Raw genomic sequence first — 25,063 nt, 5'->3', positions numbered from 1 at the left:
GAGTCGGCAGCTCCACGGTGACGCGGATGCCCCCGGCCGCGCGCGGGCTGAGCGTGAGGGTTCCGTCGTGGGCGTGGGTGATGGTCTTGACGATCGCCAGGCCGAGGCCGACGCCCGCGTGGTCGGTGTGGACGCGTTCGGTGCCGCGCTGGAACGGCTCCGTCAGCGTGGCGGCCCGCTGCGGGGTGATCGGCCGGCCGGTGTTCTCGACGGCGAGCACCACGCTCCGGGGCCGCACGCTGGTGCTGACCCACACGGCGCCCTGGTCGAGGTTGTGGACGATCGCGTTCTGCACCAGGTTCGTGGTCAGTTGAAGGAGAAGGGGCGGCGAGCCGACCGCCGGGGCGATGTCGCCGGAGGTCTCGACGGTGACGCCGCGTTTCTCCGCCAGCGGGAGCAGCGTCTCGGCGGCCTCCTCCGCCAGGAGCGACAGGTCGACCCGCTCCCGGGTGAACGACCGCTGGTCGGCCCGGCTGAGCAGGAGCAGCGCCTCGGTGAGCTCGATCGCCCGGGTGTTGACGGCGTGCAGGCGTTCGACGAGTTCGCCGGTGTCGTGGCCGGGGTCGGTGCGGGCGACGTCCAAGAGGGCCTTGGAGACAGCGAGCGGGGTGCGCAGTTCGTGCGAGGCGTTGGCGGCGAACCTGCGCTGTTCGGCGACGTGGGCTTCGAGGCGTTCGAGCATGCCGTCGAAGGCGTCGGCGAGTTCGCGGAACTCGTCGTGGGGGCCGGGCAGCCGGATCCGGTGGGAGAGCGAGCCGGTCGTGGCGAGCCGGGTGGCGTCGGTGATGCGGGTCAGCGGCGCGAGCATGCGCCCAGCCAGAACCCACCCGCCGACCAGACCGAAGACCAGCAGGAAGACCAGCACCGCCCCGGTGGCCGAGGCGAAGTCGCTCAGCAGCGTCGGCCTGACCAGCACACCCCCGTCGACGCTCGTGTATTCGGGCAGGTGACGCAGGGTGAAGACCCACACGGTGCCGATCAGCAGGACGCCGGCCAGCATCAGGAACCCGGCGTAGCTGAGGGCCAGCCTGAGCCGGACGCTCGTCCCGGGCGCCCTATCCACGGTCGCCCGCCTCGATCCGGTATCCGGCGCCGGGCACGGTCGCGATGATCTGCGGTTCGCCGAGCCGCTTGCGCAGCGCCGAGACGGTGATGCGCACGGCGTTGGTGAACGGGTCGGCGTTCTCGTCCCAGGCCCGTTCCAGCAGCTCCTCGGCGCTGACGACGCCGCCTTCGGCCGCGACGAGGACCTCCAGCACGGCGAACTGCTTCCTGGTCAGCGCGACGTAGCGGCCGTCGCGGTAGACCTCCCTGCGGAACGGGTCGACCCGGAGGCCCGCGACCTCCCGCACCGGCGGCCGGGTGCGGGCCCGCCTGCGGTCGAGCGCGCGCAGCCGCATGACGAGCTCCCGCAGCTCGAACGGCTTGGTGAGGTAGTCGTCGGCGCCGAGCTCGAACCCCGACGCCTTGTCGTCGAGCCGCTCGGCCGCGGTGAGCATCAGGATCGGCAGGCCGCTGCCGGAGGCCACGATGTGCCGGGCGATCTCGTCCCCTGAAGGACCCGGGATGTCGCGGTCGAGGACGGCGACGTCGTAGTCGTTGACGCCCAGCAACTCCAGCGCGGTGTCGCCGTCACCCGCGATGTCGGCCGCGATGGCGGCCAGCCGGAGCCCGTCGCGAACGGCTTCGGCCAGAAAGGGTTCGTCCTCGACGATCAGCACGCGCACGGTCTCGATGCTACGAACCGGCGCATATCGTCCACGTATCGAAAACCGCATACGCAGCGGCAACACCGCCCTCCCTTCACTGGCGGCATGCCTCGATTCCTCCATCTCCTCGTCGCGGCCCTCACCGCGCTCGTGCCCGCCGCCGGGACCGGCGGCGTGACGGTCTTCGACGACGCGCACCCCGGAGTGCGTCACCTCGACCCCGATCTCCTGCACGCCCTCCGCGAGGCGGCGACCGCCGCCGGGATCGCCTTCCGCGTCAACAGCGGCCGGCGCTCCCCCGAACACCAGGAACGACTCTTCCGGGACGCGGTCAGGCGGTACGGCTCGAAGGAGGAGGCCGCCCGCTGGGTCGCCACCGCGACGACCTCACGCCACGTGACGGGCGACGCCGTCGACCTCGCCCCGGCCTCCTGGTTGTCGGAGCACGGCGCCGCCTACGGCCTGTGCCAGATCTACCGGAACGAACCCTGGCACTACGAACTCCGCCCCGCCGCCGTCGACCACGGCTGCCCGCCCATGTACGCCGACCCGACCGAAGACCCGAGGATGCGGTGACCACGTGGAGACGCGGACCGGTGCCCACGGCGCTCGCGCTGCTGCTCGGCCTGCTCCTGCTGCTGCGAGCGCAGATCACCGACCGCGGCGGCCTCGGCAACCTGGTGGACACCGCGCTGCCATGGTCCGGCGCGCTCATCCCGCTGCTGCTGGCCGGCGCGCTACGACGCCGCTCCGCCACCGCCGCGCTCGCCCTGCTGCTCCCGGCCGGCGCGTGGCTGGCCCTGTTCGGCGGCCTGCTGCTCGACAAGTCGCAGCCGGGCGGCGACCTCGTCGTGCTCACCCACAACGTCGGCGCGGACAACCCCGACCCGACCGGCACCGCCCGCGCCCTGGCCGCCTCGGACGCCCACGTACTGGCCCTGGAGGAGCTCACCCCGCAGGCGAGACCCGTCTACGAGCAGGAACTCGCCGCGAACTACCCGCACCACACCGTCCAGGGCGCGGTCGGCCTCTGGAGCAGACTGCCGCTGACCGGCACGACCCCGGTCGACCTGGAGCAGAACGCCGGCCCGCTGGCCGCCACCGCCCCCGCGGCCACCAGCCGGGCCCTGCGCACCACCGTGACCACCGCGAAAGGCCCTTTGGTGGTGTACGTCGCCCACCTCGGCTCCGTGCGGGTCTTCCCCCGCAACGGCTTCTGGACCGACAGCCGCGACCGAGGCGCCCGCGCCCTGGCCAGGGCCGTCGCGGCCGACGCGAGCGAGCGGCTGGTCCTGCTCGGAGACCTCAACGGGACGACCGACGACCGCGCGTTCACCGGCCTGACCGCACAGCTGCGCTCGGCCCAGGAGACGGCCGGGGAGGGCTTCGGCTTCAGCTATCCGGCGGCGTTCCCGGTGGTGCGGATCGACCAGGTGCTGGTGCGCGGCGTGGAGTCGAGAAGGTCGTGGGTGCTGCCCGCGACCGGCAGCGACCATCTGCCGGTGGCGGCCGTGATCGGCTGGGATCAGGCGTCGCGCCAGCGCCGGTAGGTCGCCGCCTGGCCCACGAGCACGCCGTCGTCGACCAGGTTCCACATGGTCACGTCCTCGATCCAGAACCGGCGGCCCGACTTGGCGATGCGCAGACCCCGGTAGCCCGTGGCGAACCCGTCGCGGTGCACGGCGTCGATGAGCAGCTGGCGGTCCTCCCGCCGGTCGGGCTCGGCCGAGAGGCGGGAGGGCGTGCCGACGAGCTCGGCCCAGTCGTACTCGAAGCAGCGCTGGGCGGTGCGGTTCACATAGGTGAAGCGCGGGTCGTCGGAGGCGTCGTGGGCCAGCACGCAGAAGGGCGCGTCTTCGTAGAGCCACTGCGCCGTGGCGTCGGGCCCGCCGAGCGGGGCGCCGACGAGGCTGAGGTGACAACTCCTCAGCAGATCGAAGAAATCAGGGTCCACCCGACAGCCGTTCTCTGTGCCGATTATCCGTCCCGAGGATAGGACACTCGATAAGCAGGCTTATCCGAAGCTATTTTCGATCTTCGGTCTGGACGTCCAGCTCTGCTCAGGCCCACAATCGCACCATGCAGCCCACGGATGAGTATGAAGCTTTCACGCCACCCCAGGCTCGCACACCCGCCTGCCTGGCGAGCCCCGTCGCCGCCCGGCGTCCTTCTTGACAGCGGGAAAGCGGTTCTTACCCTGAGGTCCGCACGAGATCGAATCGGCGGATCCGGCCGGAGACGATGGGGAGACACATGAAACGCATGCGCGAAACGGTGCTGACGGCCCTCGTTCTGTGCCTGGCCTCCGCCGCGGCCCTGATCGGGTTACCCTCGGCCTCCGCCGCGGCCCTGACCCGGGTGACGAACTTCGGCAACAATCCCACCAACCTCAACATGTACGTCTACGTGCCCGACCGGGTCGCCGCCCAGCCCGCCCTCCTGGTGCTCACCCACTACTGCGGCGGATCGGCCGGCGCCATCTTCAACGGCAACGGCCGCGACTACGTGACCGCCGCCGACAGGTACGGCTACGTCATCGTGATCCCGGAGGTCACCCGTACCGAGAAGTGCTTCGACGTGTCGACCCCGGCGGCGCTGCGCCGCGACGGCGGCGGCGACTCCACCGGCGTCATGTCGATGGTCGCCTGGGCGCGGCAGCGCCACAACGTCGACCCGGCCCGCATCGTGGTCAGCGGGTTCTCCTCGGGCGCGATGATGACCAACGTGCTGGCCGCCCAGTACCCCGACGTGTTCGCCGCCGGTTCGGCGTTCTCCGGCGTCCCGGCCGGCTGCTTCGCCACCACGAACGGCTCGTTGTGGAACAGCCAGTGCTCGGGCGGCCAGCTGATCAAGACCGCGCAGCAGTGGGGCGACCAGGCCCGCGCGATGTACCCCGGCTACACCGGCCGCCGCCCGCGCATGCAGTTGTGGCACGGCACCACCGACACGACGCTCCACTACAACAACTTCGGCGAAGAGATCAAGCAGTGGACGAACCTGCACGGTCTCAGCCAGACCCCGGCCTTCACCGACCAGCCGCAGTCGAACTGGACCCGGACCAGATACGGCACCACGACGACCCAGGCCACGATCGAGGGCATCAGCATCAGCGGGGTCGGTCACCAGCTGCCCATGAGCGGCCAGCTCGCCTACGCGATCAGCTTCCTCGGCCTCGACGGCGGCACCTCGCCCTCACCCTCACCCTCGCCCTCGCCCTCCCCCTCGACGGGCACGACCAGCGCACTGAAGGGCACCGCGTCGGGCCGCTGCCTGGACGTCAGCGGCGCCTCCCAGACCAACGGCGCGACACTCCAGATCTGGGACTGCAACGGCCAGGCCAACCAGCGATGGACGTCAACCGCGGCCGGTGAGCTGCGCGTCTACGGCGGCAAGTGCCTCGACGTGAGCGGCGGGAGCACCACCGACGGCGCGGCCGTGCTCATCTGGGACTGCAACGGCCAGAACAACCAGAAATGGCGGCTGAACTCCGACGGCAGCATCACCGCGGTCGGCGCGAACAAGTGCCTCGACGTGTCCAACTACGGCACCGCGAACGGCTCCCGGGTGCACATCTGGGCCTGCCACGGCGGCGCCAACCAGAAGTGGACCCGCGTCTGAGTCGCACCGGATCTACGTCTCGCGCGACCGCCACTCCTCGTAGGCGGCGACCGCGGTGGGCAGGGTGGGGAACATGCGGTCCTCGCCGATGGACGCGGTCAGGCCGTAGGCGTCCAGGGAGTCGCGCAGATCCCGCTTGACCCGGGCGAGGCCGAAGAGGATGCCGCGTCCGGTCAGTTCGGCCCGCAGCGACTCGACGGCGTCCAGCGCGGTGATGTCGACCTCCACGTTCGCCTCGACGTTGAGCACGAACCAGCTGACCGGGCCGTCGTGGTCGTCGACCGAGGCCAGGGCCCGCTGGCGGAAGTTCTCGGCGTTGGCGAAGAACAGCGGCGAGTCGTAGCGGTAGACGACGAGGCCGGGGATGGTGCGGGCCTGCGGGAAGTCGTCGACGTCGTGCATGCCCGCCAGTCCCGGGACCACCCCCAGGATGGCGTCGTGCGGCCTGGCCACCCGGGCCAGCATCTCGGCGACCGACAGGGCGACGGCGAGCAGCACCCCGTACAGGATGTCGAAGGCCAGCACGCTGACACAGGTGGCCGAGGCGAGCAGGAACTCGTTGCGGCGGAAGGCGAGCAGCCGGCGGAACTGGCCGACGTCGATGAGCCGGGTCGCGGCGAAGACGACGATGGCGCCGAGCGCCGCCCCCGGAAACCCCGCCAGCAGAGGGCCGGCCACGATCAGCACCGCGATCACCGCCAGCAGGGTGACCAGCGTGTAGACCTGGGTCCGGGCGCCCGCGGCCACGCCGAGAGCGGTCCTGCTGCCGCTGCTGCTCACCGGGAACCCCGAGAAGAACCCGGCGGCGACGTTGACACCGCCGAGCGCGAGCAGCTCCCGGTTGGCGTCGATCCGCTGGTTGTCGCGGGCGGCGAAGGACCGTCCGGTGAGCACGTTGTCGCTGAAGCCCACCAGCAGGACCCCCAGCGCGGGCAGCACCAGTTCCGCCCACCCGGACGGCATGGGCACCGCCGGCGTCGGCAGGCCGGTGGGAATCGGGCCGATCACCGCGATTCCGGCCTTCTCCAGGTCGAACACCGCGACGGCGACCGTGGCCAGCAGCACGGCCAGCAGCGGGCCGGGCAGCGTGGGCAGCAGCCGGTCGAGCAGGAACAGGAAGACCAGCACCGTCGCCGCGAACAGCAGCGTCCACCCGTCGACGCCCGCCAGACCGCCGAAGAAGGAGGCCAGTTCCTCGAAGAAGGTGTCGCCGGAGGAGGACACCTCGGTGATCCGCTCCAGCTGGCCGACGATCATGGTGAGCCCCAGGCCGGTGAGATAACCGACCAGGACCGGCCCCGACAGCAGGTCGGCCACGAACCCCATCCGCAGCAGCCGGCAGACGAGCGCGAAGACGCCCACCATGATCGCCAGGGCGGCGGAGAGCTGGGCGTACCGGATGGCGTCGCCGGCGGCCAGCGGGCCGATCGCGACGGCGGTCATCAGCGCGGTCGACGACTCGGGGCCGATGGAGAGCCGCCGGGAGGAACCGAGGAACGGGTAGAGGGCCAGCGCCGGCAGCGCCGCCCACAACCCAGCGACCGGAGGCAGCCCGGCCACGGTGGCGTACGCCATCACCTGCGGCACCAGATACCCGGCGACGGTGAGCCCGGCGAGCAGGTCGCCGCGCACCCATTCCCGCCGGTATCTCCGCAGGTCGGCAACGACGATCGGGGACCGGATCATGGACGTCAGTGTGACAGGAGAGACGATCCTGGAACCGGCGCTAGGCCAGCACCTCCACCAGCGGGCGCCGGAACGTGCGATCCGTCGCCATCGGGTAGCCCAGCCGCAGGATGAGCTGCGGATACGCGCCGGAACAGACCTCGGCCCGGACGAACTCGCGCAGGTGCGGATATTCCAGCAGCTGGGTGTGGAAGGCCGCGCCGACGCCCCGGGAGGAGGCGTACAGAAGCACCGACTCCAGAGCCTGCCCGGTCTTCACCCAGTCCATCGCCTCGTCACCGGTCGTGGTGAACAGCACGACCACCCCGGTCTCCGTCGGCCCGCCGTCTTCGACGCCCCATCCCTGCCCCCGGCTGTAGTCGCGCTGGGCGAATTCCAGTCGGCTCCCGGAGGTCCGGCGCGGATAGGCGTCGGCGGGCACGCCGTCTCTGCGGTCGCTGCCGGGGCGCAACCCCCAGCGGATCATCTCCGTCTCGAAGCCGCGGTCACGCGCCTGCGACTCCTGCGCCGCGGTGGTCAGCGCGACCAGGATCCGCACGTCGGCGCCCGACCTGACCGGGATGAGCCGGACGTTCTCCACGGCGGCGAGCCGCACCAGCGAGTCGAGAAGATCGTCAGGCACGGGCCGGTCGGCGAACCCGCCCCGGCACGTGCGTCGTCGCGGGATCTCCCCGCGGAGTGTCGAGATCTCCTCCGGCACGGGCTCCTCGGGCCCCACCTTCACCGTCGCGACGAGGCCCGGACGGTCGGGGTCGGGCAACGTCCCCACCTCCGGGCGACGGCCCATGGCCCTGATCACCGTGCGCATGTTGAACAGCGCCGCGCCGCAGCTGATCAGCAGTTGACGTCCGTGCGGGTCGCTGACGGGGAGCCGCCGGTCGGGGTCGGAGCGGAGACAGATCTCCCCGTCGGCGATGGAGAACGACCAGGGCTGGGAGTTGTGGATCGACGGCGCCCACATCGCCGCCTCCACGACGGCCTCCAGGTCGTTCAGATCGCAGTCGACCGCTAGCACGCCGTCGACCCCCCGCGCCGCTTCGACCAGGCGGGAGATTCGTGTGTCGGCCTCCCCGCGAACGGTCACGACACCCTGGTCGACCGTGATCGACAGACTGTCGGGGTCGAGGTCGGTCGTCTCCCGGATGACCTCGACGACCTCTCTCCGCACCTCCTCGCCCAGCGTGCCGAGAACGGGCAGCACGTCCGACTGCGCGACGACGCCGGCGAATCGCCCGTCTGCCGGGTCGACGACGGGCAGTTGCCGAACCTCGTGGCAGTACATGAGGCGAGCGGCTTCCCTGGCCGAGACGTCGGGTGTCACGGTGAACGCCGGCGAACTCATCAGTTCCCCGGCGGTCTGGCCTTCCTTCGACCGCACGTCGGCCTCCGACACGACGCCCACGGGCCGATTCTCCTCGTCGAGGACCGTCAGGGCCCGGACGCCGTACGCGTCCAGTGCCGACACGAGCTCCGGGCGGCGCGTGCCCCGGCGGACCGCGACCGCGCTCCGCGCCATCACCTGTCTCACTTCGATCGACACCGCGATCACCCTCCATCACCGCCGCCCGATTTCGCGAATAGGGCTGCCGGTAGAATGTCGAGGAGTTTCTTTCCTCCCTTCCTAGCAGAAAACGGAAAGGAGAACACGTTGAGCGCGACGAACGGCTCAGGTTCGGGACCGCTGCGGGAACTCACCGAGCAGGAGTGCCTACAGCTGGTCCGACCAGGCGGAATCGGCCGCGTGGCCTTCGGCGGCCCGGAAGGACCGACTGTTTTTCCGGTCAATTACCGGTTGATCGGCGACCAGATCGTGTTCCGAATCCGTAAGGGCGGAACCATGGATTCCGCCCTACAATCGGGAATCGACGATCTGGAAGTCAAAATCGCCTTCCAGATCGACCATATCGACGAGAAGAACCGCGACGGCTGGAGCGTCCTCGTTCAAGGACCCGCCCACCACGCCTCCGACGACGACCTTTCCGCGATCGGCGACGACGTCGACACCTGGGCGGGCGATGATCGCGACCACTACGTCCGCATCGCGCCGCAACGGGTGACAGGCCGGCGGATCACCAAGATCTGATCCGTCGACGGGTCAGGTGGACGGCCGGCGCGGCGAACCTGGCGAAGGCGCCAGTGCCACGGCCACCTGGACGTCGCGCCGGTCGAGGACGGCGGCGGTGGCGACCAGCCGGGGCGCGGGCTCCTCCGACGCGTCGTCGACGCCGAACCACTCGTAGCCCTTGCCGCCGCACCGCCGCGTGGTCGGGAAGGGCAGCGGCGTGCGGACGAAGGCTGAAGAGCCATGCCGCAGACGGCCAGGCCCGCACGACAGCCAGTCGATGGGCCTTCTCAACCGTAAGGCGTTCGGCCAACGTCAGCCCTGCGGACTTGAATTCACGGCCATCCTTCCAGGACAGAGTCCCCCGAATGCATGGCCAATGAGAAGGCGATTCGCGAAAGCGCTGCCCCGCGTGCCCCCGCTCGGACAATCACCGACAGGGATTCGCCACCCGCCCTGCGATCTTGAGTGTGCCACCCCGGGCCCTGCCGACTGACCGGTCGAGAAGCCGGCGGAGTCGTCGAGCTGGCCGCTCGCCTCCATGCCCACGATTCCGTGCATGCTGTTCAGCAGCAGTGCGCCGTAGTGGTGGGCCCGGCGCTATCGGGTCGTCATCTTCGACAGCGCAAACCTGGGCCACTTCCTCAACCACGCCGACTCCGCCCAGGTCGACAAAGCGACCCTGCCGGCCTCCTCGACCGAGTTCGCCGAGGCCATCACCTGGCCCGGCCATGGGCGACCTCATGGCGGAGAAAGCGGAACGGCGTCTCGGTCACTACCTCGGCGAGCTGGTCACCTGAATCTTCGCCGCCCCCGGACAACACGAAAGCCCAGGTCAGACGATCGCTGACCTGGGCTTTCCGCTGCGCGGCCGAGAGGACTCGAACCCCTAACCTTCTGATCCGTAGTCAGATGCTCTATCCATTGAGCTACGGCCGCTTGCAGAAGTAAGCATAGCGGGTCCCCGCCCCTACTCCGAACCAGTTACCCGAAGACACCCTCGTCCAACTCCCGGCAAAGTCCCCAACCCCCCGGGCATACCCCCGATCACCGCCGGTTAAGAACCGACATAACCGCACAGATCAGGGGCCTAACGTGCTGAACCTGGGCATCCTCGCCATCGTCATCCTGCTAGCCACGTCAACGATCGTCCACCGCCGGAAAAGACGCCGCACCGAGGAGGCCGAGCGCCTGCTGGTCGAGCGCATCAACGGGGTCCTGGGGGCCGACCATCGCAGCCTCTCCGACCCGATGGACCTGCTCCAGCGCAGCAAGCAGGCCGGGCTGACGACTCGGCTGCACATCCAGGGGCCGACCCGGGAGCTGCCTCGGGAGGTCGATCTGGCCGGCTATCGGATCGTCCAGGAGGCGCTGACCAGTGCGCTCGAGCATGGCACCACGTCGGCGACGGTCATGATCTCCTACCATCCGTCATCGATCACGTTGACCATCGACAGCCCGATCGGCATCCGGCCGTCGCGACGGTCGGGGGTCCGGCTGATGCGGGCTCGTGCCACTCCGCTCGGGGGGAGCGTGCATGCCGGGCCCCATATGGGCGGGTGGCGGGTCACCGTGCGGCTTCCTACGGAACTGACGCCCCAGTGAGTCGGTGACGGGCCAGATCAGGGCGATGACCGGCACTTTCAGGCCGTTGAGCATGAAACCGACCAGGGCGGAGGTGCGGGAGGGGTCGTCCACCATGACGATGGCGCCGAAGAGCAACAGGCACATGATCGTGTACGCCCCCGCGATCCTGAACCAGACCGCCCACTCGCCGAGCGTCTTCGGCGGCTTCTTGAAACCCCGGGCCACCCACTCGTCGGCCCATTTGATGGTCCGGTGGCCGAAGACGATCGAGTAGGCGATGTACGCCCCGGCCAGGCCGTGTTGCCAGGTCGCGACGGCGCCCGAGCGCATGTCGATCACGGCGGCGACCAGCAGGACGAGATCGAGCACCGGTGTCAGGGCCAGGATCGCCCAGCTGGTGCGGCGCAGGCGCAGGCCGTACCGGACCGATAGGCCCGTGGCGAGGAGGATCCAGAAGCCGGCCTCGGCCGCGATGATCAACCACAGCATGGAATCCATGCTCGCGCCGGAACGGGCGCGCTACCTCGCCGGATCGGACGAAGTCTCATACATCCAAAGATGTATGCCCATTTCAGGCGGGCCGTGGTGAGATTGCAGGCATGACCCCCCACCGGCAGGACGCGTTGATGGCCGTCGCGGCCTTCGCGGTCGGGGTCGCGCTGCTGGCGGCGGGGGCCTACGACCATTCGAAGGGCGTGCCGATCCAGCTGTTCCTGGTGCCGCTCGCGGTCACCTGCGTCGGCGTGGTGATCCGGCGGAGAAGGCCGGTGACGGCGTTCGTCATCGGGGTGGTCGCGCTGGCGGCCGACGCGACGATGGGGCCCTCGCTCGGTACGGCCGTCGTGTTCACCGACAACATCTACGCCGCCACCCTCTACGGGCCCCGCCGGTTGATGACCGTGCTGCTGCGGATCAGCCCGTTGTGGGTGCTGGCGGCCGGCGTGTCGACGGGGCTGCAGGCGCAGTCGTGGGCGTGGGGGACGGTGATGGGGTTCCAGGTCGGGCTGATCACCGTCATGCCGGTCGCGTCGGCGGCGATCGTGCGGAACCTGCGCGACAACGCCCGGCAGGCGGCGCTGATGGCCGAGTACGACCGCAGGGCCGCGATCACCGCCGAGCGCAATCGGATGGCCAGGGAGCTGCACGACATGGTCGCCAACCACTTCAGCGCGATCGCCATCCAGTCGAGCGCGGTGTTGTCGAGAAACGATCTGGACGCCGGATCCGTGCAGACGATCATGGAGTCGATCCGGGAGAACAGCGTCCAGGGCATGGCCGAGATGCGCAGCATGATCGGGCTGCTCCGGGCCGAGGGGGCGGCCGAGGCGCTCCGGCCGAGCCTCACCGAGGTCGACGACCTGGTCAAACGCACGGGGGTGACGGCCGTCGTCGACGTCCAGGGCATCCCCAGAGATCTTCCTCCGGCGGTCGACCTGGCCGGATATCGCATCGTGCAGGAGTCGCTGACGAACGCGCTCAAACACGGCTCCGCGCCGGTGTCGGTGGCGATCGACTACCGTCCGGACGAACTGGTGCTGACCATCGACAACCCGGTCACCGACCGGCCGCGTGACCTGCCGGGCGCGCGGGCGGGGCTGATCGGCATGGAGGAGCGCGCCACCCTGCTCGGCGGCACGTTCGAGGCGGGGCCGTGTGAGCGCGGCTGGCGGGTGACCGCCACCCTGTCCACATGATCACTGTATTGATCGCCGACGACCACGCGGCGGTGCGGACGGGCATCCGGCTGGTTCTCGAGGGCGCCAGCGACATCCGGGTCGTCGCGGAGGCCGCCGACGGCCGGGCGGCGGTCGAGCTGGCCCGGGAGCACCGGCCCGATGTGGTGATCATGGACATCCGGATGCCGCGCCTCGACGGCATCGAGGCTGCCCGGCAGCTCGCGGGGCTGACCGAGATCCTCGTGCTGACCACGTTCGACCTGGACGAATACGTCTTCGGCGCGCTGCGGGCGGGCGCCGCCGGGTTCCTGCTGAAGAACACCGACGCCGCCACGCTCGTCGAGGCGGTCAGGCTGGTGGCCGGCGGCGACGGGCTGATCTCGCCGCAGGTGACCCGGAAGCTCATCTCGGCGTTCGCGCGCACCCGACCGGCGGCGATGCCCGGCAACCTCACCGCCCGCGAGCGGGACGTGCTGTCGTGCCTCGGGCGCGGCCTGTCGAACGCCGAGATCGCCCGCGCCCTCGACATCGCAGAACCGACCGTGAAGACGCACGTCAGCCGGGTCTTGGCCAAGCTCGGCCTGCAGAGCCGGGCCCAGGCGGCCGCCTACTACGCCGGGATGTAGAGGATGAGCTGTTCGGCGACGCAGGCCGGTTTCGGCACGCCCTCGACCTCGATGACCAGTTTGAGGGTGCCGAGCACCCCCTGAGCCGTGTCGGTGAGGTCGAGGATCTCCCCTCCGGCGCGGACGCGCGACCCGACCGGGACGGGGGTGGGGAACCGCACCTTGTTGAGCCCGTAGTTGATCCCCATGGCCAGCCCGTCGACCCGGATGAGCTCGCTCGTCATGGTGGGGAGCATCGACAACGACAGGAACCCGTGGGCGATCGTCGCGCCGAACGGCCCTTGGGCGGCGCGTTCGGTGTCGACGTGGATCCACTGGTGGTCGCCGGTGGCGTCGGCGAACAGGTTGACCTGTTCCTGGGTGACGGTACGCCACTCCGTGAAGCCGAGATGCGTACCTTGAGCGGCTTTGAGCTCGGAGACGTTCGAGAAGATCCGCATGTCTCCGAACTTTATTTTGTGATCCGGCCTGGAGGTAGAGGCACAAAGGACGACGTACCCTCCGAAGGGCGAAGATCACGAGCTCTGGAGGGAGGGTGGCGTGGCCAGGTATGTGGTCGACGTCGTCGTCGTGGGCGGCGGCGCGATGGGGTCGGCGGCGGCGTGGCGGCTGGCCGGCGGCGGATCCGACGTCGTGCTGCTGGAACGTTTCGAAGCCGGTCACGTGCGCGGCGCCTCCCACGGCGCGTCCCGCATCTTCCGGGTCGCCTACGGCGATCCCGTCTACATCGGGCTGGCCCAGGAGGCCCACGACCTGTGGCGGGAGCTGGAGGCCGAGTCGGGCGCCACCCTGCTCACCACCACCGGCGGTGTCGACCACGGCCGGACCCCCGACCTCGACGTGCTCGCCGACGCCCTCGACGCGGCGGGCGTGCCGGGCGAGTGGCTGGTCGCCGAGGAGGCCGCCGAGCGCTGGCCCGGTCTGCGTTACGACGGCAAGGTCTTCTTCCACCCGGCGAGCGGGCGGCTGCACGCCGACCACGCCGTCGCCGCGCTCAAGCAGCGGGCCGCCGCGCTGGGGGCCGACGTCCGGCACCGCACCCCGGTCTTACAGGTCGCCGTCCGCGGTGAGAACGCCGTCGACGTCATCACCGAAGACGACGTCTACCGCGCCAAGCGGGTCGTGGTGGCGGCCGGCGCGTGGACGGAGAAGCTGCTCGGCCGCCTCGTGCGGTTGCCGCCGCTGCGCGTCACGCAGGAACAACCCGCCCATTTCGCCGCGCTTCGCGACGCCGCCGAGTGGCCCAGTTTCGTCCACCACTTCGACGTGCGCACCCTGGCGGCCACCGGTTTCCTCAGCGGCGTGTACGGGCTGGCCACCCCCGGCGAGGGCGTCAAGGTCGGCTTCCACGGCACCGGCCCGATGGTCGACCCCGACACCCGCGACTTCACGGCCGACCCCCTCCAGATGCGCCTCCTGCGGGAGTACGCCCGCCTCTGGTTGCCGGGGGTCGACCCGGGCGTCTTCACCCCGATCAGCTGCACCTACACCACCACGCCGACGTCGGACTTCGTCCTCGACCGGATCGGGCCGGTCGTCGTGGCGGCGGGTTTCTCGGGGCACGGCTTCAAGTTCGTGCCGGCGGTCGGGCGGGTGTTGGCCGACCTCGCCCTGACCGGAGCACGGCCCGACGCGCGGTTCGCGCTGGCCCGCTGATCAGAGCCAGCCGTTCCGTTCGGCGGCCTGAGCGGCCTCGATGCGGTTGCGCACCCCCACCTTGGTGATGGCCGACGACAGGTAGTTGCGGACGGTGCCCTCCGACAGGTGCAACCGGGAGGCGATGTCGGCGATCGTCGCGCCGCCCGCCCCGGCCGTCAGGACGTCGCGTTCCCGCTGCGACAGCGGGTTGGGACCGGCGCTGAGCGCCGCCGCCGCGAGGGCTGGGTCGATGACACGTTCGCCGGCCACCACCCGCCGGATCGCGGCCGCCAGCTGCTCCGCCGGGCCGTCCTTGATGAGGAAGGCCGACGCGCCGGCCTCCATCGCCCGGCGCAGGTAGCCGGGCCGGCCGAACGTGGTCAGGATCATCACATGGCACTCGGGGACCGCCGCGCGGATCTCGGCCGCCGCGGTCAGGCCGTCCTTGCCGGGCATCTCGATGTCGAGCAGGGCCACGTCGGGCCGCACCCGCCGGGCCACGGCCACCGCCTCGGCGCCGTCGGCCGCCTCGGCGACGATCTCCAGGTCTTCTTCCAGGCCGAGCAGCGCCGCCAGGGCGCCGCGCACCAAGTTCTGGTCTTCCGCCAGCATGACCCTGATCATGAGGCCGACCCTACGGGCACCCGGACGACCACGCGGAAGCCGCCGCCCGGCAGCGGCCCCGACTCCAGCGTGCCGCCCTCCGCGGCGACCCGTTCGGACAACCCGGTGAGGCCGTTGCCCGGCACGTGCTGCTCGCCGGCCGGGCCGTCGTCGCGGATCTCCAGCGTCGCCGAGCCCTCGCCGTGGGCGATCTCGATGACGCAGCGGGACGCGCGGGCGTGCCGGACCACGTTGGTGACCGACTCGCGGACCGCCCAGCCGAACACGCCGTCGGCCGCCTCGGGCAGCGGACCACCCGCCATGCGGACCGTCGCGTCGACCCCGGCCGCCGCCAGCGTCGCCCGCGCGCCGTCGAGCTCCTCGCTCAGCGCCCGCCTGCGGTAACCGCTGACCACCTCGCGGACGTTGGCCAGCGCCGACCGCGCCGCCGACTCGATGTCGCCGATCTCGCCGACGGCCCGGTCGAGATCACGGCCGGCCAGCCGCCGGGCGAGCTCGCTCTTCAGCACGATCAGCGACAGGGTGTGGCCGAGCACGTCGTGCAGGTCACGGGCGATGCGCAGCCGTTCGTCGGCGGCGGCGAGCCGGGCCACCTCGTCCCGCGCCTCCTGGAGTTGCAGCACCAGCGTGCGCGCGTGCCGCAGCGCGGCCATCAGGATGCCCAGCGCCAGCACTCCCCCGGCGACAGCCCCGTAGACGGCGGGCGGCGCCCCGATGAGCAGGCCGGTCCCGGCCGTCACCACCGCCGAGGCCACCACGGCGGCCGGGGTCCACCGCAGCGGCAGCGCCATCGAGTACACGAACGCCAGGTACAACATCACCCCCAGCCAGTCGAGGCCGAAGGCCAGCGGCAGCCCGACCGCCAGCAGGGTGAACACCGCCAGCACCAGGATCTCCCGCTTGGTCATCGGGTCGTCCCAGCTCCGCCCCACGAACGCGCCCGCGTAGTAGGTGAGGACGAACACCGCCAGGCCCAGCCACCCGAGCCAGCGCCGGACCCCTTCGTAATGGGCCACGTCCACCACGACCGGGATCAGGAACAGCAGCCCGAACGACGTCCAGAACACCCGTTGCAGCAGCTCAGGCCCCTGGACGTCGCCGACGAGGAACCGTCTCACCAGGCCCGCCGATAGGCGACGACGGCGAGCACGCCCAGCGCGGCGGTCCAGGCGGCCAGCACGATCCCGGCCGACACCGGCGGCGCGTGCCCGGCGGCCACGGCCCGCCCCAGCTCGGCGAACCGGGTGGAGGGCAGCGCGGCGGCGACGTCCCTGATCACCTGCGGCAACACCGACAGCGGCACCCACATGCCCCCGGCGACCGCCAACCCGAAGTAGGCCCCGAGGGTGATCGGCTGGGCGGCGTCCGGCCCGGCCAGCGACCCGATCAGGGTGCCGAGCGCGGCGAAGGGCAACGTGCCGACCCAGAGCAGCGCCGTGATCGCGACCCACTGCGGCGGATCGAGCCGCACGCCCTGCCAGAGCACCGACGCCAGCCCGACGAGGACCACGGCCGGCAACCCCAGCGACATGGCGGCCAGCGTCTTCACCACGATCACCGTCGCCGGCGTCAACGGGGTCACCCGCAACTGCCGCAACCACCCGCTGCGCCGCTCGGCGGCCAGCCGCACCCCGGTGCTCATCAACGTCGCGCCGAGTGCGCCGTAGGAGGCCATGGAGATCATGATGTCGACCGAAGACGTCAGCCCGGTCACGGGATCGAGCCGGTCCCCGGCGAAGATGCTCGACCACAACAAGTAGAAGGCGACGGGGAGAGCGAGCGCGAAGAACAGGTAGTAGCGGTCGCGAAGGACCTGGAGCAGTTCGAGACGGAGATAGTTCAGCATGCCGGCCCTCCGGCGGTCAGAGAGAGAAAGGCGTCTTCGAGCGCGGGAGTGGTGATCTCCAGGTCGCGGATCGTCAGCCCGGTCGAGTAGAGCGAGGCGACCACCGTGTCGGGGTCGCCCGTGTGCAGGGTGACGAACCCGCCCCCGACCTCCACGGCCGTCACCTCCGGAAGCTTCTCGAGCCCCGCCGCGGGCTGGTCGCCGAGCCGGAACCGGACGGTCCTGCCACCGGCCCGCCGCTTGATCTCGGCAGGCGTGCCGTCGGCGACGATGCGTCCACGCGACACCACGACCACGCGGTCGGCGTTCTCGTCGGCCTCCTCCAGATGGTGGGTGGCGAACAGAACGGTGCGCCCGCCCTCGGCGTATCGCCGGATGGCCACCCAGAAGGCCCGCCGGGCCTCCACGTCGAGCGCCGCCGTCGGCTCGTCGAGGACGAGCACCTCCGGCGCCCCCGCGACGGCCATCGCGAACCGCACCCGCTGCGCCTGCCCGCCGGACAACCGCCCGGTTCGGCGTCTGGCCAGCTCGCCCAGACCGGCCAGCTCCAGGACGTCGTCCAGAGGCATCGGCGCGGGATAGAGCCCGCGCACGAACCCCACGACCTCCCGGACGGTCAGGTTCGGCACCAGCTCACCCTGCTGGATCATCGCGCCGACCAGCCCCCGCGCGGCGGCCTCGGCCGGGCTCCGGCCCAGCAGCTCGACGTGGCCGGCGTCCGGTGCGACGAGCCCGAGCACCATGCCGATCAAGGTGCTCTTGCCGGCCCCGTTGGGCCCGAGGACCGCGACGACCTGCCCGGTGGGCACCCGCAGGCTCTCCTGTACGACGGCCTGGACGGAACCGTAGCTCTTGGCCACGCCTTCGACGTTGATCGCATCCATGGGGACAACGGTAGAAACGCCGGAATTATCGGGGTAGTGAAGCTTGTCGGGTGGTCAGGCTGACAAAAGTCACGCTCTCCGGGCGACCTCGGTCTTCAGCAACCGGTCGTGCAGCGCCCGGCCCTCCGGGTCGAGGAGCGCCCACATTGCGTCGACGATGAAGACGACGGGCCCGGCGACCGCGACGAAGACGAGCAACGGAACGAGCGCGCGAAGGGCCATCCGCCCGGCGGGGCGGTTGGGGACGACGCGGATGCCCATGAGGCGCTTGCCCGGCGTCTGTCCCCAGAGGGTGTGCTGGGCCCAGAAGTACAGGAACACGACGAGCACGACGAACCACCGGTCGAAATCGATGACGTCCCAATGGACCGTGGCCCTGTTCAGCAGCCCGTAGTCCAGGCTGAACCACATCTGGCCGATCAGCGACAGGACCACGATGAGGATCACGTAGTCGACCAGGAGCGCCACCGCCCGACGCCAGGTCGTCCCGGTCGACGACGAGGCGCTTTCCCTCCAGGTGACGAGGAGGACGAGCGCGGCCGCGGCGATGAGGCAGACCTGGGTGCTGCCCCAGCTGTCCAGCACCGTGGCGAACCACTCGGCGCTGAGGATGGGGATCGTGCCGCCGCACTCCTCGGGCGAGCTGTAGAGAGGAGTGGCCGGTTTGACGACCGCGATCAGAACGAGCACCCCCGCCGTCCGCCGGCCCGCGCGCCGGGAATCACGGCGGGCGAAGAACGCTCCCATGATGATCAGCAGCGAGGGGATGGCGAAGGCTTCGACGTCCATCAGGAGCGCGTCGAGATCGCCCCGCAGGGGGTCGAGCGGGGAGGTGTCCAACCATCCCGAGCCCATGCAGGAGTAGCCCTCCAGGGCAGCGGGGTCGAGGCGGTAGCCCCATTCCTCCCAGGTCGGATAGGCGGCGACGACCGCGGCCATCAACCAGGTGAGCAATGCCGGTCTCGACAAAACGGTCCTTCCAGAGGCTGGGCCACAGCGTAGCGATCTCCGGGATCAGCAGGACCTTCCGTGCCAGGCCCGGAGAAAAGCGTCGACGACGCCTTCCGCCCTTTGGCGCCGGTCCGCCGGATTCCGCATGGCGATATCCGCGAGCGCGTCCGCCGCTTCGTTCAACGGATGCCCCGTGTGGCCCTTGACGTGCTCGATGCGGAGCGTCGGCAACGTCGCGACCTTTGCCGCGAGACTGACCAGAGTGGGGCGGGCACCGCTCATCCGAGGCCGGAGGCTGTATCCGGCCGGCATGCGCTCGACGTCGCCTTTCTGCCAGGCGTGCAAATAGGCGATGGCGCCGATGTTGTCGAGGAGAAGCGCGGCCTTGCCCGCGCGGTCGCCGAGAGCGTTGACGGCCATGGCGGCGGCGCGCAACTCGGCGACCAGGACTTTCGATTGGCCACTGGGGTCCAGTAATCGCAGGCCGGTGTCGGGTGGCCAGTGCTTCATGCCGTAATGGCCGTCACTCACGACGAACCCCAACCCGCCGAATCTGCCTTTGTACGCGGCATCCGAAGCGGCGACCAGGGATCTGTGTTTCCCGAAGCCGGGGACGACGCTGGTGTGCGGCTTGACCTGCTTCTTCACCTGCGGTTTCACCTGTGTGGAAGCGCCGTGCTCATGGACGGAAGCCTCCTCGGCCGAGGCCAGCATCCGGCCGGCTGAGGTCTGGTCACCGACGAACGCGGCGTCGAAGGCGAGCCACACCCACTCCTGCACGCTTTTACAGCGGGTGCAGTTGGAGCAGGTCAGGGCGTATTTGCGTAGGTCTTGCGCGCGCTGGGCCAGGTGGCCGGTCAGCAGTATCAACGAGGCGTCGAATTCGGCGGCTGACCGACTGCTCAATGTTCGCCCTTTCCACCACTTGGTGACCAGATCGCACAAGAGTAGAGGTTATGAACTTGGACGTTCAGGTAAACGACGACTCCAGAGGCACGAAAGGAAATTGTCGCCGCTGTCGGTCAATCGGCCGACATGTAGCCATTTCTCATTTCACGCGGGTGTCCTTAATGGGCGAGATGCCCTCCGGCCTACAATGATGAGAGTTTCCTGTACCTCTCCACGAGGCGATGAATGCGCCGACCTAGCGCGTTGCCGACGGGTTCGACTCCGCTCTCAGCCAAGCCGCCGCTGAGGGCGTTCGACTCGATCGCCGAACTCGGTTCTCGCCAACGCCGCCCGGCTCCGTTTCCCAAGCCGGCCACCGCCACCAGCCAGCGGCATTCGGCTCCGTTCACCCGGAAGGCCACCGCTACAACCCACCGGCATTCGGCTCCGGTCCCCAAGCCGGCCACCGCCACAAGCCACCAGCGCATTCGGCTCGGTTCCCAGGCGCGGAATCGGCACCGTCGACGCGCGGCGTCGTGCGCCCCGGTCATCCCTGAGGAGACCCGCGCGAGCCGTTCCGGGCAGCAAAAAGGCCCTCGTCCCATTTCAGGGAAGAGGGCCTCTGAACTGCGGAGGTTCGGGGATTTGAACCCCGGATGGGCTTAAGACCCAAACCGCATTAGCAGTGCGGCGCCATAGACCGGACTAGGCGAAACCTCCTGGTAGCCATATCGGCTCCCGACAGAGTACCGGCGATCTGCCGACGCGGCAAAGTGGATCCCCGTCGCGTCGCACAGACCTTATCCACAGCCTGTGGACAAGGTCCGCGCGACAAGGAAGAGCGGCGTCAGGCCTGACGCACGGCCTCGCCCTCGATCTCGATCTTGATCTTCTTGCTGACCAGCACACCGCCGGTCTCCAGCGCCTGGTTCCAGGTCAGGCCGAAGGCCTCGCGGTCGATCTCGGTCTCGGCCGAGTAGCCGAAGATCTCCTGGCCCCACGGGTTGGTGGCGGCGCCGCCGAACTCCACGCGGAGCGGGACTTCCTTGGTCACGTCGCGGATGGTGAGCTCGCCGACGAGGGTGAACTCGTTGCCGTCGACGCTCTCGACGCGGAGGCTCTTGAAGGTGATCTGGGGGTACTTGTCGGCGGCGAGGAAGTCGTCGCTGCGGAGGTGGTTGTCGCGGTCGCCGACGTGGGTGGTGATCGACGCGGCCTCGAGGGTGACGTCGACGCTCGACTGGAGCGGCTCTTCGGCGACGGTGATGGTGCCGTCGAACTTCTCGAAGTTGCCCCGGACCTTGCTGACCATCATGTGCTTGGCCACGAAGCCGACGCGGGTGTGTGCGACGTCAAGGGTGAAGGTGCCGGCCGTGGGGATGGTCTGGCCGTTCCACTCGCGTACGCTCATGATCGATAACTCCAGGAGAGGCGGTAGTTGTCCTGCGGATGTTTGCTCCAACAAATGTCTACCCGACAGATATTCCTGCCGTCAACCATCGTGGCGTAGACTCGGCGCATGGATCCATTCGACGACCCTCGGCTGACCGCGATGGGGCTGTTCGCCGAGGTCTACACGGGCATCGCCGACAAAAATCGGCGCGCCTTCGCGGAGGCCGGCCTGTCTGAGGTCGACTTCGAGACGCTGATCCGGCTGGCCCGATCCCCCGGCCAGGGGCTCCGCATGAGTGACCTCGCCGCTCAGACCAACCTATCCACGAGCGGCATCACTCGCGTCATCGACCGGCTGGAGCGCGAGGGGCTGGTCTCCCGCGAAGCCTGCGCGACCGACCGGCGTGCCTTCTATCCCCAGATCACCGACGCCGGGCGGGCCCGGCTGCTCGAGGTGCTGCCGCGCCACCTCGAAGACATCGAGCACTGGTTCACCGGGTTGCTGCAGCCGGCCGAACTCGATCGTTTCCTGGAGACCCTCCGCCTCATCCGGGACGTCGTCCGGCCCTGCGCGACCGCCGGGGCCGAGGAAATCGAACCCGCCACTTAAAAGGGACAAGCCGTCGAGGTGGTGATATGCCCTGACACGGGGGACATGGGATTCCATCCAGTACGAGGATTCTGATCCCGCTCGGGAGTCAACGCCTGAATTATGCCTCTATTAGGGCAGACGACATGTGAGGCTACAGAGCGTGGGGATACCAGCGAAACGCCGGAGAGCCTTGGCGGCGGCCGTGCTCGGCCGCGAACTCGAACCGCCGCGTGCGCACGCCGAGACCGGAGTGCTGCTCGACGCCGTCAGTGGCACCATCCTCGACGTCAGCCCCCACCTGATCATCATCGAAGACGACGAGGGCCGCGAGGAGCGCCTGGTCATCGCCCACTGGGCGAAGGCCTGGCGGGGGGGCTTCGTGGCCCCGGCGGACCTGCCCGTGGGCGCCCGGGTGATCATCCGGGCGCTCCGGCAGGGCAAGGTCGTCGACCGCATCTGGGCCGACGTGACCCGGATGACCGGGATCATCCTGTCCGTCTCCGGTCGTGATGACATCTCCGTCGTGCTCGACTGCGGGCCCCACCGGGGCCGCCGGTCGGTGGTGATCCCCTATCGGTCGTCGGGCCGCGTGCGGGTGCGTTATCCGCGGCTCGAACCCGGTTTCCTGTTCGACGCGATCGGCACCGTCGAGGGCACGACCGCGCTGGCGCAGATCCCGGCCACCTCGCAACCCGCCTACCGGGCGGCCCATGTCCCCGATCCTCCGGGGGCTTATGGCGGCGTACAGTCGAAGATCTCCGGAACGGCCGTCTGGTCAGACCACATCGAAGCGGGTGTGGCCTACCCGATGCTGGAGCAGTCGGACACCGGTTGCGCCGATACGGGCGTCTCGTGCGCCGCTCTCCCTTATCTCGCGCTCGGTTCGAGCGTTCATGTACGGAATGTCTGCGCCGATCGCGCGACCGTGCTTCCCGTGGTGGCCTGTGGCTGCATGGCTGGCCGGTTCTGCGACCGATGCGTGGAATGTGGCACATCCCCCCGGGGGCGGGTGGTGGAGCTGTCGGCCACGTCTTACGTGGAACTCGGCGGCGATCTGACCAACGGCTGCTTCAACGTGCGTGTGGGATTGGGGTGAGCGGAATGGTCGCCGCGGCGGCGCAACCCATTCTGTTGTTCATGCTGGTGATCGGCGGCGTCGCCAAGCTGGTCACGGCCGGGCGCGACTCGGAGCCCGGCGCCCTGGGCCGGCTCGGCCCGGCCGTGCTGGCCCCCGAGAGCTGGCGCAAGAACGCCCTCATCGGCTGCGCGATCGGCGAGTTCGGCCTGGTCGCGGGCCTGCTGCTGGTCGACCACCCGGCCCCCCGCTGGATGACCGTGGCCTTCTTCACGGTCGCCACCTATGTCCTGTACGACCTGCGCCGCCGCCGCCCCGACGCCGGCTGCGGCTGTTTCGGCGACGTGAGCGCGACCCCGGTGGGCCTGCGCGCGATCAGCCGCACGCTGGTCCTGACCGCCATGGCCGTGACCGTCGCCCTGCACGGCTCCCCGGGCCTGCCCACCCTCGACTGGCGGTTCCTGGCCTGGCTGGCCGGTTTCACCGTGGTCCTGCTGGCGCTGTCGCCGGAGATCGAGGAGACCTACGCCCGCCTGAAGTATCGCGCGCCCTGCGAGCTGCGCCCCTTCGCCCCCGAGCGGGCGGCGGCCCGGCTGCGGTCGAGCGCGGTCTGGCGCAACCACGCCCACCTGCTCGGCAGCGAGTTGCCGAGCGACTCGTGGCGGGAGCTCTGCTGGCGCTTCTTCGTCTTCGACGCGCTCAACGGCGCGGAGGTGGTCTTCGCGGTCTACCTGAGCGGGCGGCGCCCGCCGGTCCGCGTCGCGGTGGTCGGCGGGCACACGCCCATCCAGGAATCTATCCCTGTCTCGGCCTCACTCTAGAAACCCTTAGACAGGGGTGATTTAGCTCTCTACGACTCTCTAGCTTCCCCTCTAGAAAGCCGTAGAGAGGACAAGGGTTCAGACGGGCTGCGCACGCAGGAACCGGCCGAAGTGGGGGACGGTGAACGCGATCAGGCCGCGCTCGGCGCTGTAGATCAGGCCTTTCTTGATGAGGCTGTCGCGGGCGGGTGACAGGCTGGACGGTTTGCGGCCCAGCGCCTCGGCGACCTCGGCGGTCGCCACCGGGTCGTCGCCGAGTTGCGCCATGGCGTGCATGTAGTCGCGTTCGGCCGGGGTCGCCCGTTCGTAGCGGCTGCCGAAGAACCCGACGGCGAGCTCCTCCTCGGCCTCGGGGGCCGACACCTTGATGTCTTCGGCCGTGATCGGGCTGCGCGGCGCCAGATCCCAGGCGACCTTGCCGTAGGCCTGGACGAAGTAGGGGTAACCGTCGGCGGCCTCGTAGAGGGCGTCGAGGGCCTCGCTGGTGAACGCCACGCCCTCCTCCTCGGCCGGGACGATCAACGCCATGTCGGCGGCCTCCCGGTCGAGGCGGTCGATTCTGGCGTACCGGAAAAGCCGTTCTGAATAGCTCTTGGACGCCGAGAGCACCGACGGCAGGTGCGGCAGCCCCGCGCCCACCACGATCAGCGGCCCGCCTATCTGCGACAACTCGTGACAGGCCGCGCAGAGTGCCGAGATGTCGGCGGCCGGCACGTCCTGCATCTCGTCGATGAACAACGCGATCCCGACCCCGAGGTCGGTCGCCACGCCGGCGGCGTCGCTGAGCAGCTCGGTCAGGTCGATCTCGAGGTCGCCGGAGTCGGCCCGCCCCCGCGCCGCCGGCACGTCGATGCCGGGCGACCAGTGGGTGGTGCCCTTGGCGGCCGACGGATCGCGCATCGCGAACGCCTTCAGCACGCCCAGGAACTCGTCGATGCGCTCGGGTGCCCGATGCCGGGGCGCCAGCTCGCGCACCGCCATGTGCAGCGCCGCCGCGACGGGCCGCCTGATCGACTGCTCAGGCCGGGCCTCGATCTTGCCCGTCCCCCACAACCGCTGGATGGCCATCGACTTGAACGTGTTGAGCAGCACGGTCTTGCCGACGCCCCGCAGCCCCGTGATCACCATGCTCCGCTCGGGCCGCCCACGGGCCACCCGCTCGAGCACGACCTCGAACTGCTGCAGCTCACGATCGCGCCCGGCCAGCTCGGGAGGGCGCTGCCCCGCACCGGGGGCATAGGGGTTGCGCACAGGGTCCACGGTGTCGGACTTTATGACCGGATATAGCGGCCGTCGTAGATTTCCGTAGAAAGACCTACGGCGTGTCGCACCGTGAGGCCGCGCCACCAGCCCGACCGCCATCGCACACCACCTACCAGGGCTTTCAC

At 69.9% G+C, this 25,063-nt stretch carries 27 protein-coding genes and 2 tRNA genes; 10 read left to right on the top strand and 19 right to left on the bottom strand.

What is annotated here, in order from left to right; translation table 11 throughout:
* On the bottom strand, positions 1-1,063 hold a 1,063-nt coding region (locus AW271_RS34650; protein ID WP_062341943.1), incomplete at its 3' end, for a sensor histidine kinase.
* A complete protein-coding gene (locus AW271_RS34645; RefSeq protein WP_062341942.1) occupies positions 1,056-1,727 on the bottom strand; it encodes a response regulator transcription factor in 672 nt (223 codons plus the stop codon). The genes AW271_RS34650 and AW271_RS34645, both read right to left, overlap by 8 nt.
* Before the next feature lie 87 nt (positions 1,728-1,814).
* Here AW271_RS34645 and AW271_RS34640 point away from each other — a divergent pair, with 87 nt between their 5' ends.
* On the top strand, positions 1,815-2,285 hold the full coding sequence (locus AW271_RS34640; RefSeq protein WP_083977659.1) for a M15 family metallopeptidase: 471 nt from the start codon (positions 1,815-1,817) through the stop codon (positions 2,283-2,285).
* Positions 2,237-3,259, top strand: coding sequence for an endonuclease/exonuclease/phosphatase family protein (locus tag AW271_RS34635; protein WP_218008253.1), 1,023 nt, complete (start codon positions 2,237-2,239; stop codon positions 3,257-3,259). The genes AW271_RS34640 and AW271_RS34635 overlap by 49 nt, the downstream gene beginning before the upstream one ends.
* On the opposite strand, the gene AW271_RS34630 is transcribed toward AW271_RS34635, so the two are convergent.
* Positions 3,235-3,663, bottom strand: coding sequence for an MEKHLA domain-containing protein (locus AW271_RS34630; protein ID WP_062341938.1), 429 nt, complete (start codon positions 3,661-3,663; stop codon positions 3,235-3,237). The genes AW271_RS34635 and AW271_RS34630 overlap by 25 nt on opposite strands.
* A 299-nt stretch (positions 3,664-3,962) precedes the next feature.
* Here AW271_RS34630 and AW271_RS34625 point away from each other — a divergent pair, with 299 nt between their 5' ends.
* The gene (locus AW271_RS34625) at positions 3,963-5,327 is read left to right on the top strand and encodes an extracellular catalytic domain type 1 short-chain-length polyhydroxyalkanoate depolymerase (RefSeq protein WP_062341936.1); all 1,365 of its coding nucleotides are present in this window, start codon (positions 3,963-3,965) and stop codon (positions 5,325-5,327) included.
* A 12-nt stretch (positions 5,328-5,339) separates the two neighbouring features.
* Here the strand turns inward: AW271_RS34625 and AW271_RS34620 are convergent, their stop codons facing one another.
* Positions 5,340-7,013, bottom strand: coding sequence for a SulP family inorganic anion transporter (locus AW271_RS34620; protein ID WP_062341935.1), 1,674 nt, complete (start codon positions 7,011-7,013; stop codon positions 5,340-5,342).
* Between the two features lie 40 nt (positions 7,014-7,053).
* Positions 7,054-8,553 carry an Acg family FMN-binding oxidoreductase gene (locus tag AW271_RS39145; protein ID WP_157554944.1) on the bottom strand — a complete coding sequence of 500 codons (1,500 nt, stop codon included), beginning with the start codon at positions 8,551-8,553 and terminating at the stop codon, positions 7,054-7,056.
* Between the two features lie 108 nt (positions 8,554-8,661).
* Here AW271_RS39145 and AW271_RS34610 point away from each other — a divergent pair, with 108 nt between their 5' ends.
* Positions 8,662-9,096 carry a pyridoxamine 5'-phosphate oxidase family protein gene (locus AW271_RS34610; protein ID WP_063818206.1) on the top strand — a complete coding sequence of 145 codons (435 nt, stop codon included), beginning with the start codon at positions 8,662-8,664 and terminating at the stop codon, positions 9,094-9,096.
* Between the two features lie 12 nt (positions 9,097-9,108).
* On the opposite strand, the gene AW271_RS34605 is transcribed toward AW271_RS34610, so the two are convergent.
* From AW271_RS34605 to AW271_RS40370, 4 genes are all read right to left on the bottom strand, one after another.
* Positions 9,109-9,369 carry a hypothetical protein gene (locus tag AW271_RS34605; protein ID WP_062341931.1) on the bottom strand — a complete coding sequence of 87 codons (261 nt, stop codon included), beginning with the start codon at positions 9,367-9,369 and terminating at the stop codon, positions 9,109-9,111.
* A 572-nt stretch (positions 9,370-9,941) separates the two neighbouring features.
* A tRNA-Arg gene (locus AW271_RS34600) sits at positions 9,942-10,014 on the bottom strand.
* A 201-nt stretch (positions 10,015-10,215) separates the two neighbouring features.
* Positions 10,216-10,467, bottom strand: coding sequence for a hypothetical protein (locus AW271_RS40375; protein ID WP_157554942.1), 252 nt, complete (start codon positions 10,465-10,467; stop codon positions 10,216-10,218).
* Between the two features lie 39 nt (positions 10,468-10,506).
* Positions 10,507-11,142 (bottom strand): hypothetical protein, encoded by a 636-nt coding sequence (locus AW271_RS40370; protein ID WP_157554940.1) that lies wholly within the window; start codon positions 11,140-11,142, stop codon positions 10,507-10,509.
* A gap of 119 nt (positions 11,143-11,261) precedes the next feature.
* Between AW271_RS40370 and AW271_RS34580 the strand changes: the two genes are divergently transcribed.
* Together AW271_RS34580 and AW271_RS34575 are read left to right on the top strand one after the other, a co-directional pair.
* Entirely contained in the window at positions 11,262-12,356 is a 1,095-nt protein-coding gene (locus AW271_RS34580) for a sensor histidine kinase (RefSeq protein WP_063818205.1), read from the top strand.
* The gene (locus tag AW271_RS34575) at positions 12,353-12,964 is read left to right on the top strand and encodes a response regulator (RefSeq protein ID WP_062341921.1); all 612 of its coding nucleotides are present in this window, start codon (positions 12,353-12,355) and stop codon (positions 12,962-12,964) included. The genes AW271_RS34580 and AW271_RS34575 overlap by 4 nt, the downstream gene beginning before the upstream one ends.
* On the opposite strand, the gene AW271_RS34570 is transcribed toward AW271_RS34575, so the two are convergent.
* Entirely contained in the window at positions 12,949-13,404 is a 456-nt protein-coding gene (locus AW271_RS34570) for a MaoC family dehydratase (protein ID WP_062341919.1), read from the bottom strand. The genes AW271_RS34575 and AW271_RS34570 overlap by 16 nt on opposite strands.
* A gap of 100 nt (positions 13,405-13,504) precedes the next feature.
* Between AW271_RS34570 and AW271_RS34565 the strand changes: the two genes are divergently transcribed.
* Positions 13,505-14,620, top strand: a complete 1,116-nt coding sequence (locus AW271_RS34565) for an FAD-dependent oxidoreductase (RefSeq protein WP_083977650.1) — start codon at positions 13,505-13,507, stop codon at positions 14,618-14,620.
* Here the strand turns inward: AW271_RS34565 and AW271_RS34560 are convergent, their stop codons facing one another.
* From AW271_RS34560 to AW271_RS34525, 8 genes are all read right to left on the bottom strand, one after another.
* The gene (locus AW271_RS34560; protein ID WP_062341917.1) at positions 14,621-15,226 is read right to left on the bottom strand and encodes a response regulator transcription factor; all 606 of its coding nucleotides are present in this window, start codon (positions 15,224-15,226) and stop codon (positions 14,621-14,623) included.
* Entirely contained in the window at positions 15,223-16,344 is a 1,122-nt protein-coding gene (locus AW271_RS34555) for a sensor histidine kinase (RefSeq protein WP_062341915.1), read from the bottom strand. The genes AW271_RS34560 and AW271_RS34555 overlap by 4 nt, the downstream gene beginning before the upstream one ends.
* On the bottom strand, positions 16,341-17,072 hold the full coding sequence (locus tag AW271_RS34550; RefSeq protein ID WP_062341913.1) for an ABC transporter permease: 732 nt from the start codon (positions 17,070-17,072) through the stop codon (positions 16,341-16,343). The genes AW271_RS34555 and AW271_RS34550 overlap by 4 nt, the downstream gene beginning before the upstream one ends.
* Complete coding sequence (locus tag AW271_RS34545; protein ID WP_062341911.1) at positions 17,066-17,956, bottom strand: ABC transporter ATP-binding protein; 891 nt, start codon at positions 17,954-17,956, stop codon at positions 17,066-17,068. Before AW271_RS34545 ends, AW271_RS34550 begins: the two co-directional genes overlap by 7 nt.
* A 69-nt stretch (positions 17,957-18,025) precedes the next feature.
* Entirely contained in the window at positions 18,026-18,925 is a 900-nt protein-coding gene (locus AW271_RS34540) for an RDD family protein (protein ID WP_157554938.1), read from the bottom strand.
* A 45-nt stretch (positions 18,926-18,970) separates the two neighbouring features.
* Positions 18,971-19,852 (bottom strand): ribonuclease HI, encoded by an 882-nt coding sequence (locus AW271_RS34535; RefSeq protein ID WP_157554936.1) that lies wholly within the window; start codon positions 19,850-19,852, stop codon positions 18,971-18,973.
* A gap of 573 nt (positions 19,853-20,425) precedes the next feature.
* Positions 20,426-20,515: transfer RNA gene (locus AW271_RS34530), tRNA-Ser, on the bottom strand.
* A gap of 127 nt (positions 20,516-20,642) precedes the next feature.
* Positions 20,643-21,206, bottom strand: coding sequence for a YceI family protein (locus AW271_RS34525; RefSeq protein WP_062341905.1), 564 nt, complete (start codon positions 21,204-21,206; stop codon positions 20,643-20,645).
* 108 nt (positions 21,207-21,314) lie between these two features.
* Here AW271_RS34525 and AW271_RS34520 point away from each other — a divergent pair, with 108 nt between their 5' ends.
* From AW271_RS34520 to AW271_RS34510, 3 genes are all read left to right on the top strand, one after another.
* Entirely contained in the window at positions 21,315-21,797 is a 483-nt protein-coding gene (locus AW271_RS34520) for a MarR family winged helix-turn-helix transcriptional regulator (protein ID WP_062341903.1), read from the top strand.
* Between the two features lie 142 nt (positions 21,798-21,939).
* Positions 21,940-22,875: a hypothetical protein gene (locus tag AW271_RS34515; protein ID WP_062341901.1), complete on the top strand. Its 936-nt coding sequence runs from the start codon at positions 21,940-21,942 to the stop codon at positions 22,873-22,875.
* A gap of 5 nt (positions 22,876-22,880) precedes the next feature.
* On the top strand, positions 22,881-23,675 hold the full coding sequence (locus AW271_RS34510; RefSeq protein WP_062341900.1) for a MauE/DoxX family redox-associated membrane protein: 795 nt from the start codon (positions 22,881-22,883) through the stop codon (positions 23,673-23,675).
* Positions 23,676-23,753: 78 nt separating this feature from the next.
* On the opposite strand, the gene AW271_RS34505 is transcribed toward AW271_RS34510, so the two are convergent.
* A complete protein-coding gene (locus AW271_RS34505) occupies positions 23,754-24,926 on the bottom strand; it encodes a DUF8462 domain-containing protein (protein ID WP_439649020.1) in 1,173 nt (390 codons plus the stop codon).
* Positions 24,927-25,063 lie beyond the last annotated feature (137 nt).

The organism is Herbidospora sakaeratensis, from assembly GCF_001570525.1.
Classification (GTDB): Bacteria; Actinomycetota; Actinomycetes; order Streptosporangiales; family Streptosporangiaceae; genus Herbidospora; species Herbidospora sakaeratensis.
This window is presented reverse-complemented; position numbering and strand designations above follow the sequence as displayed.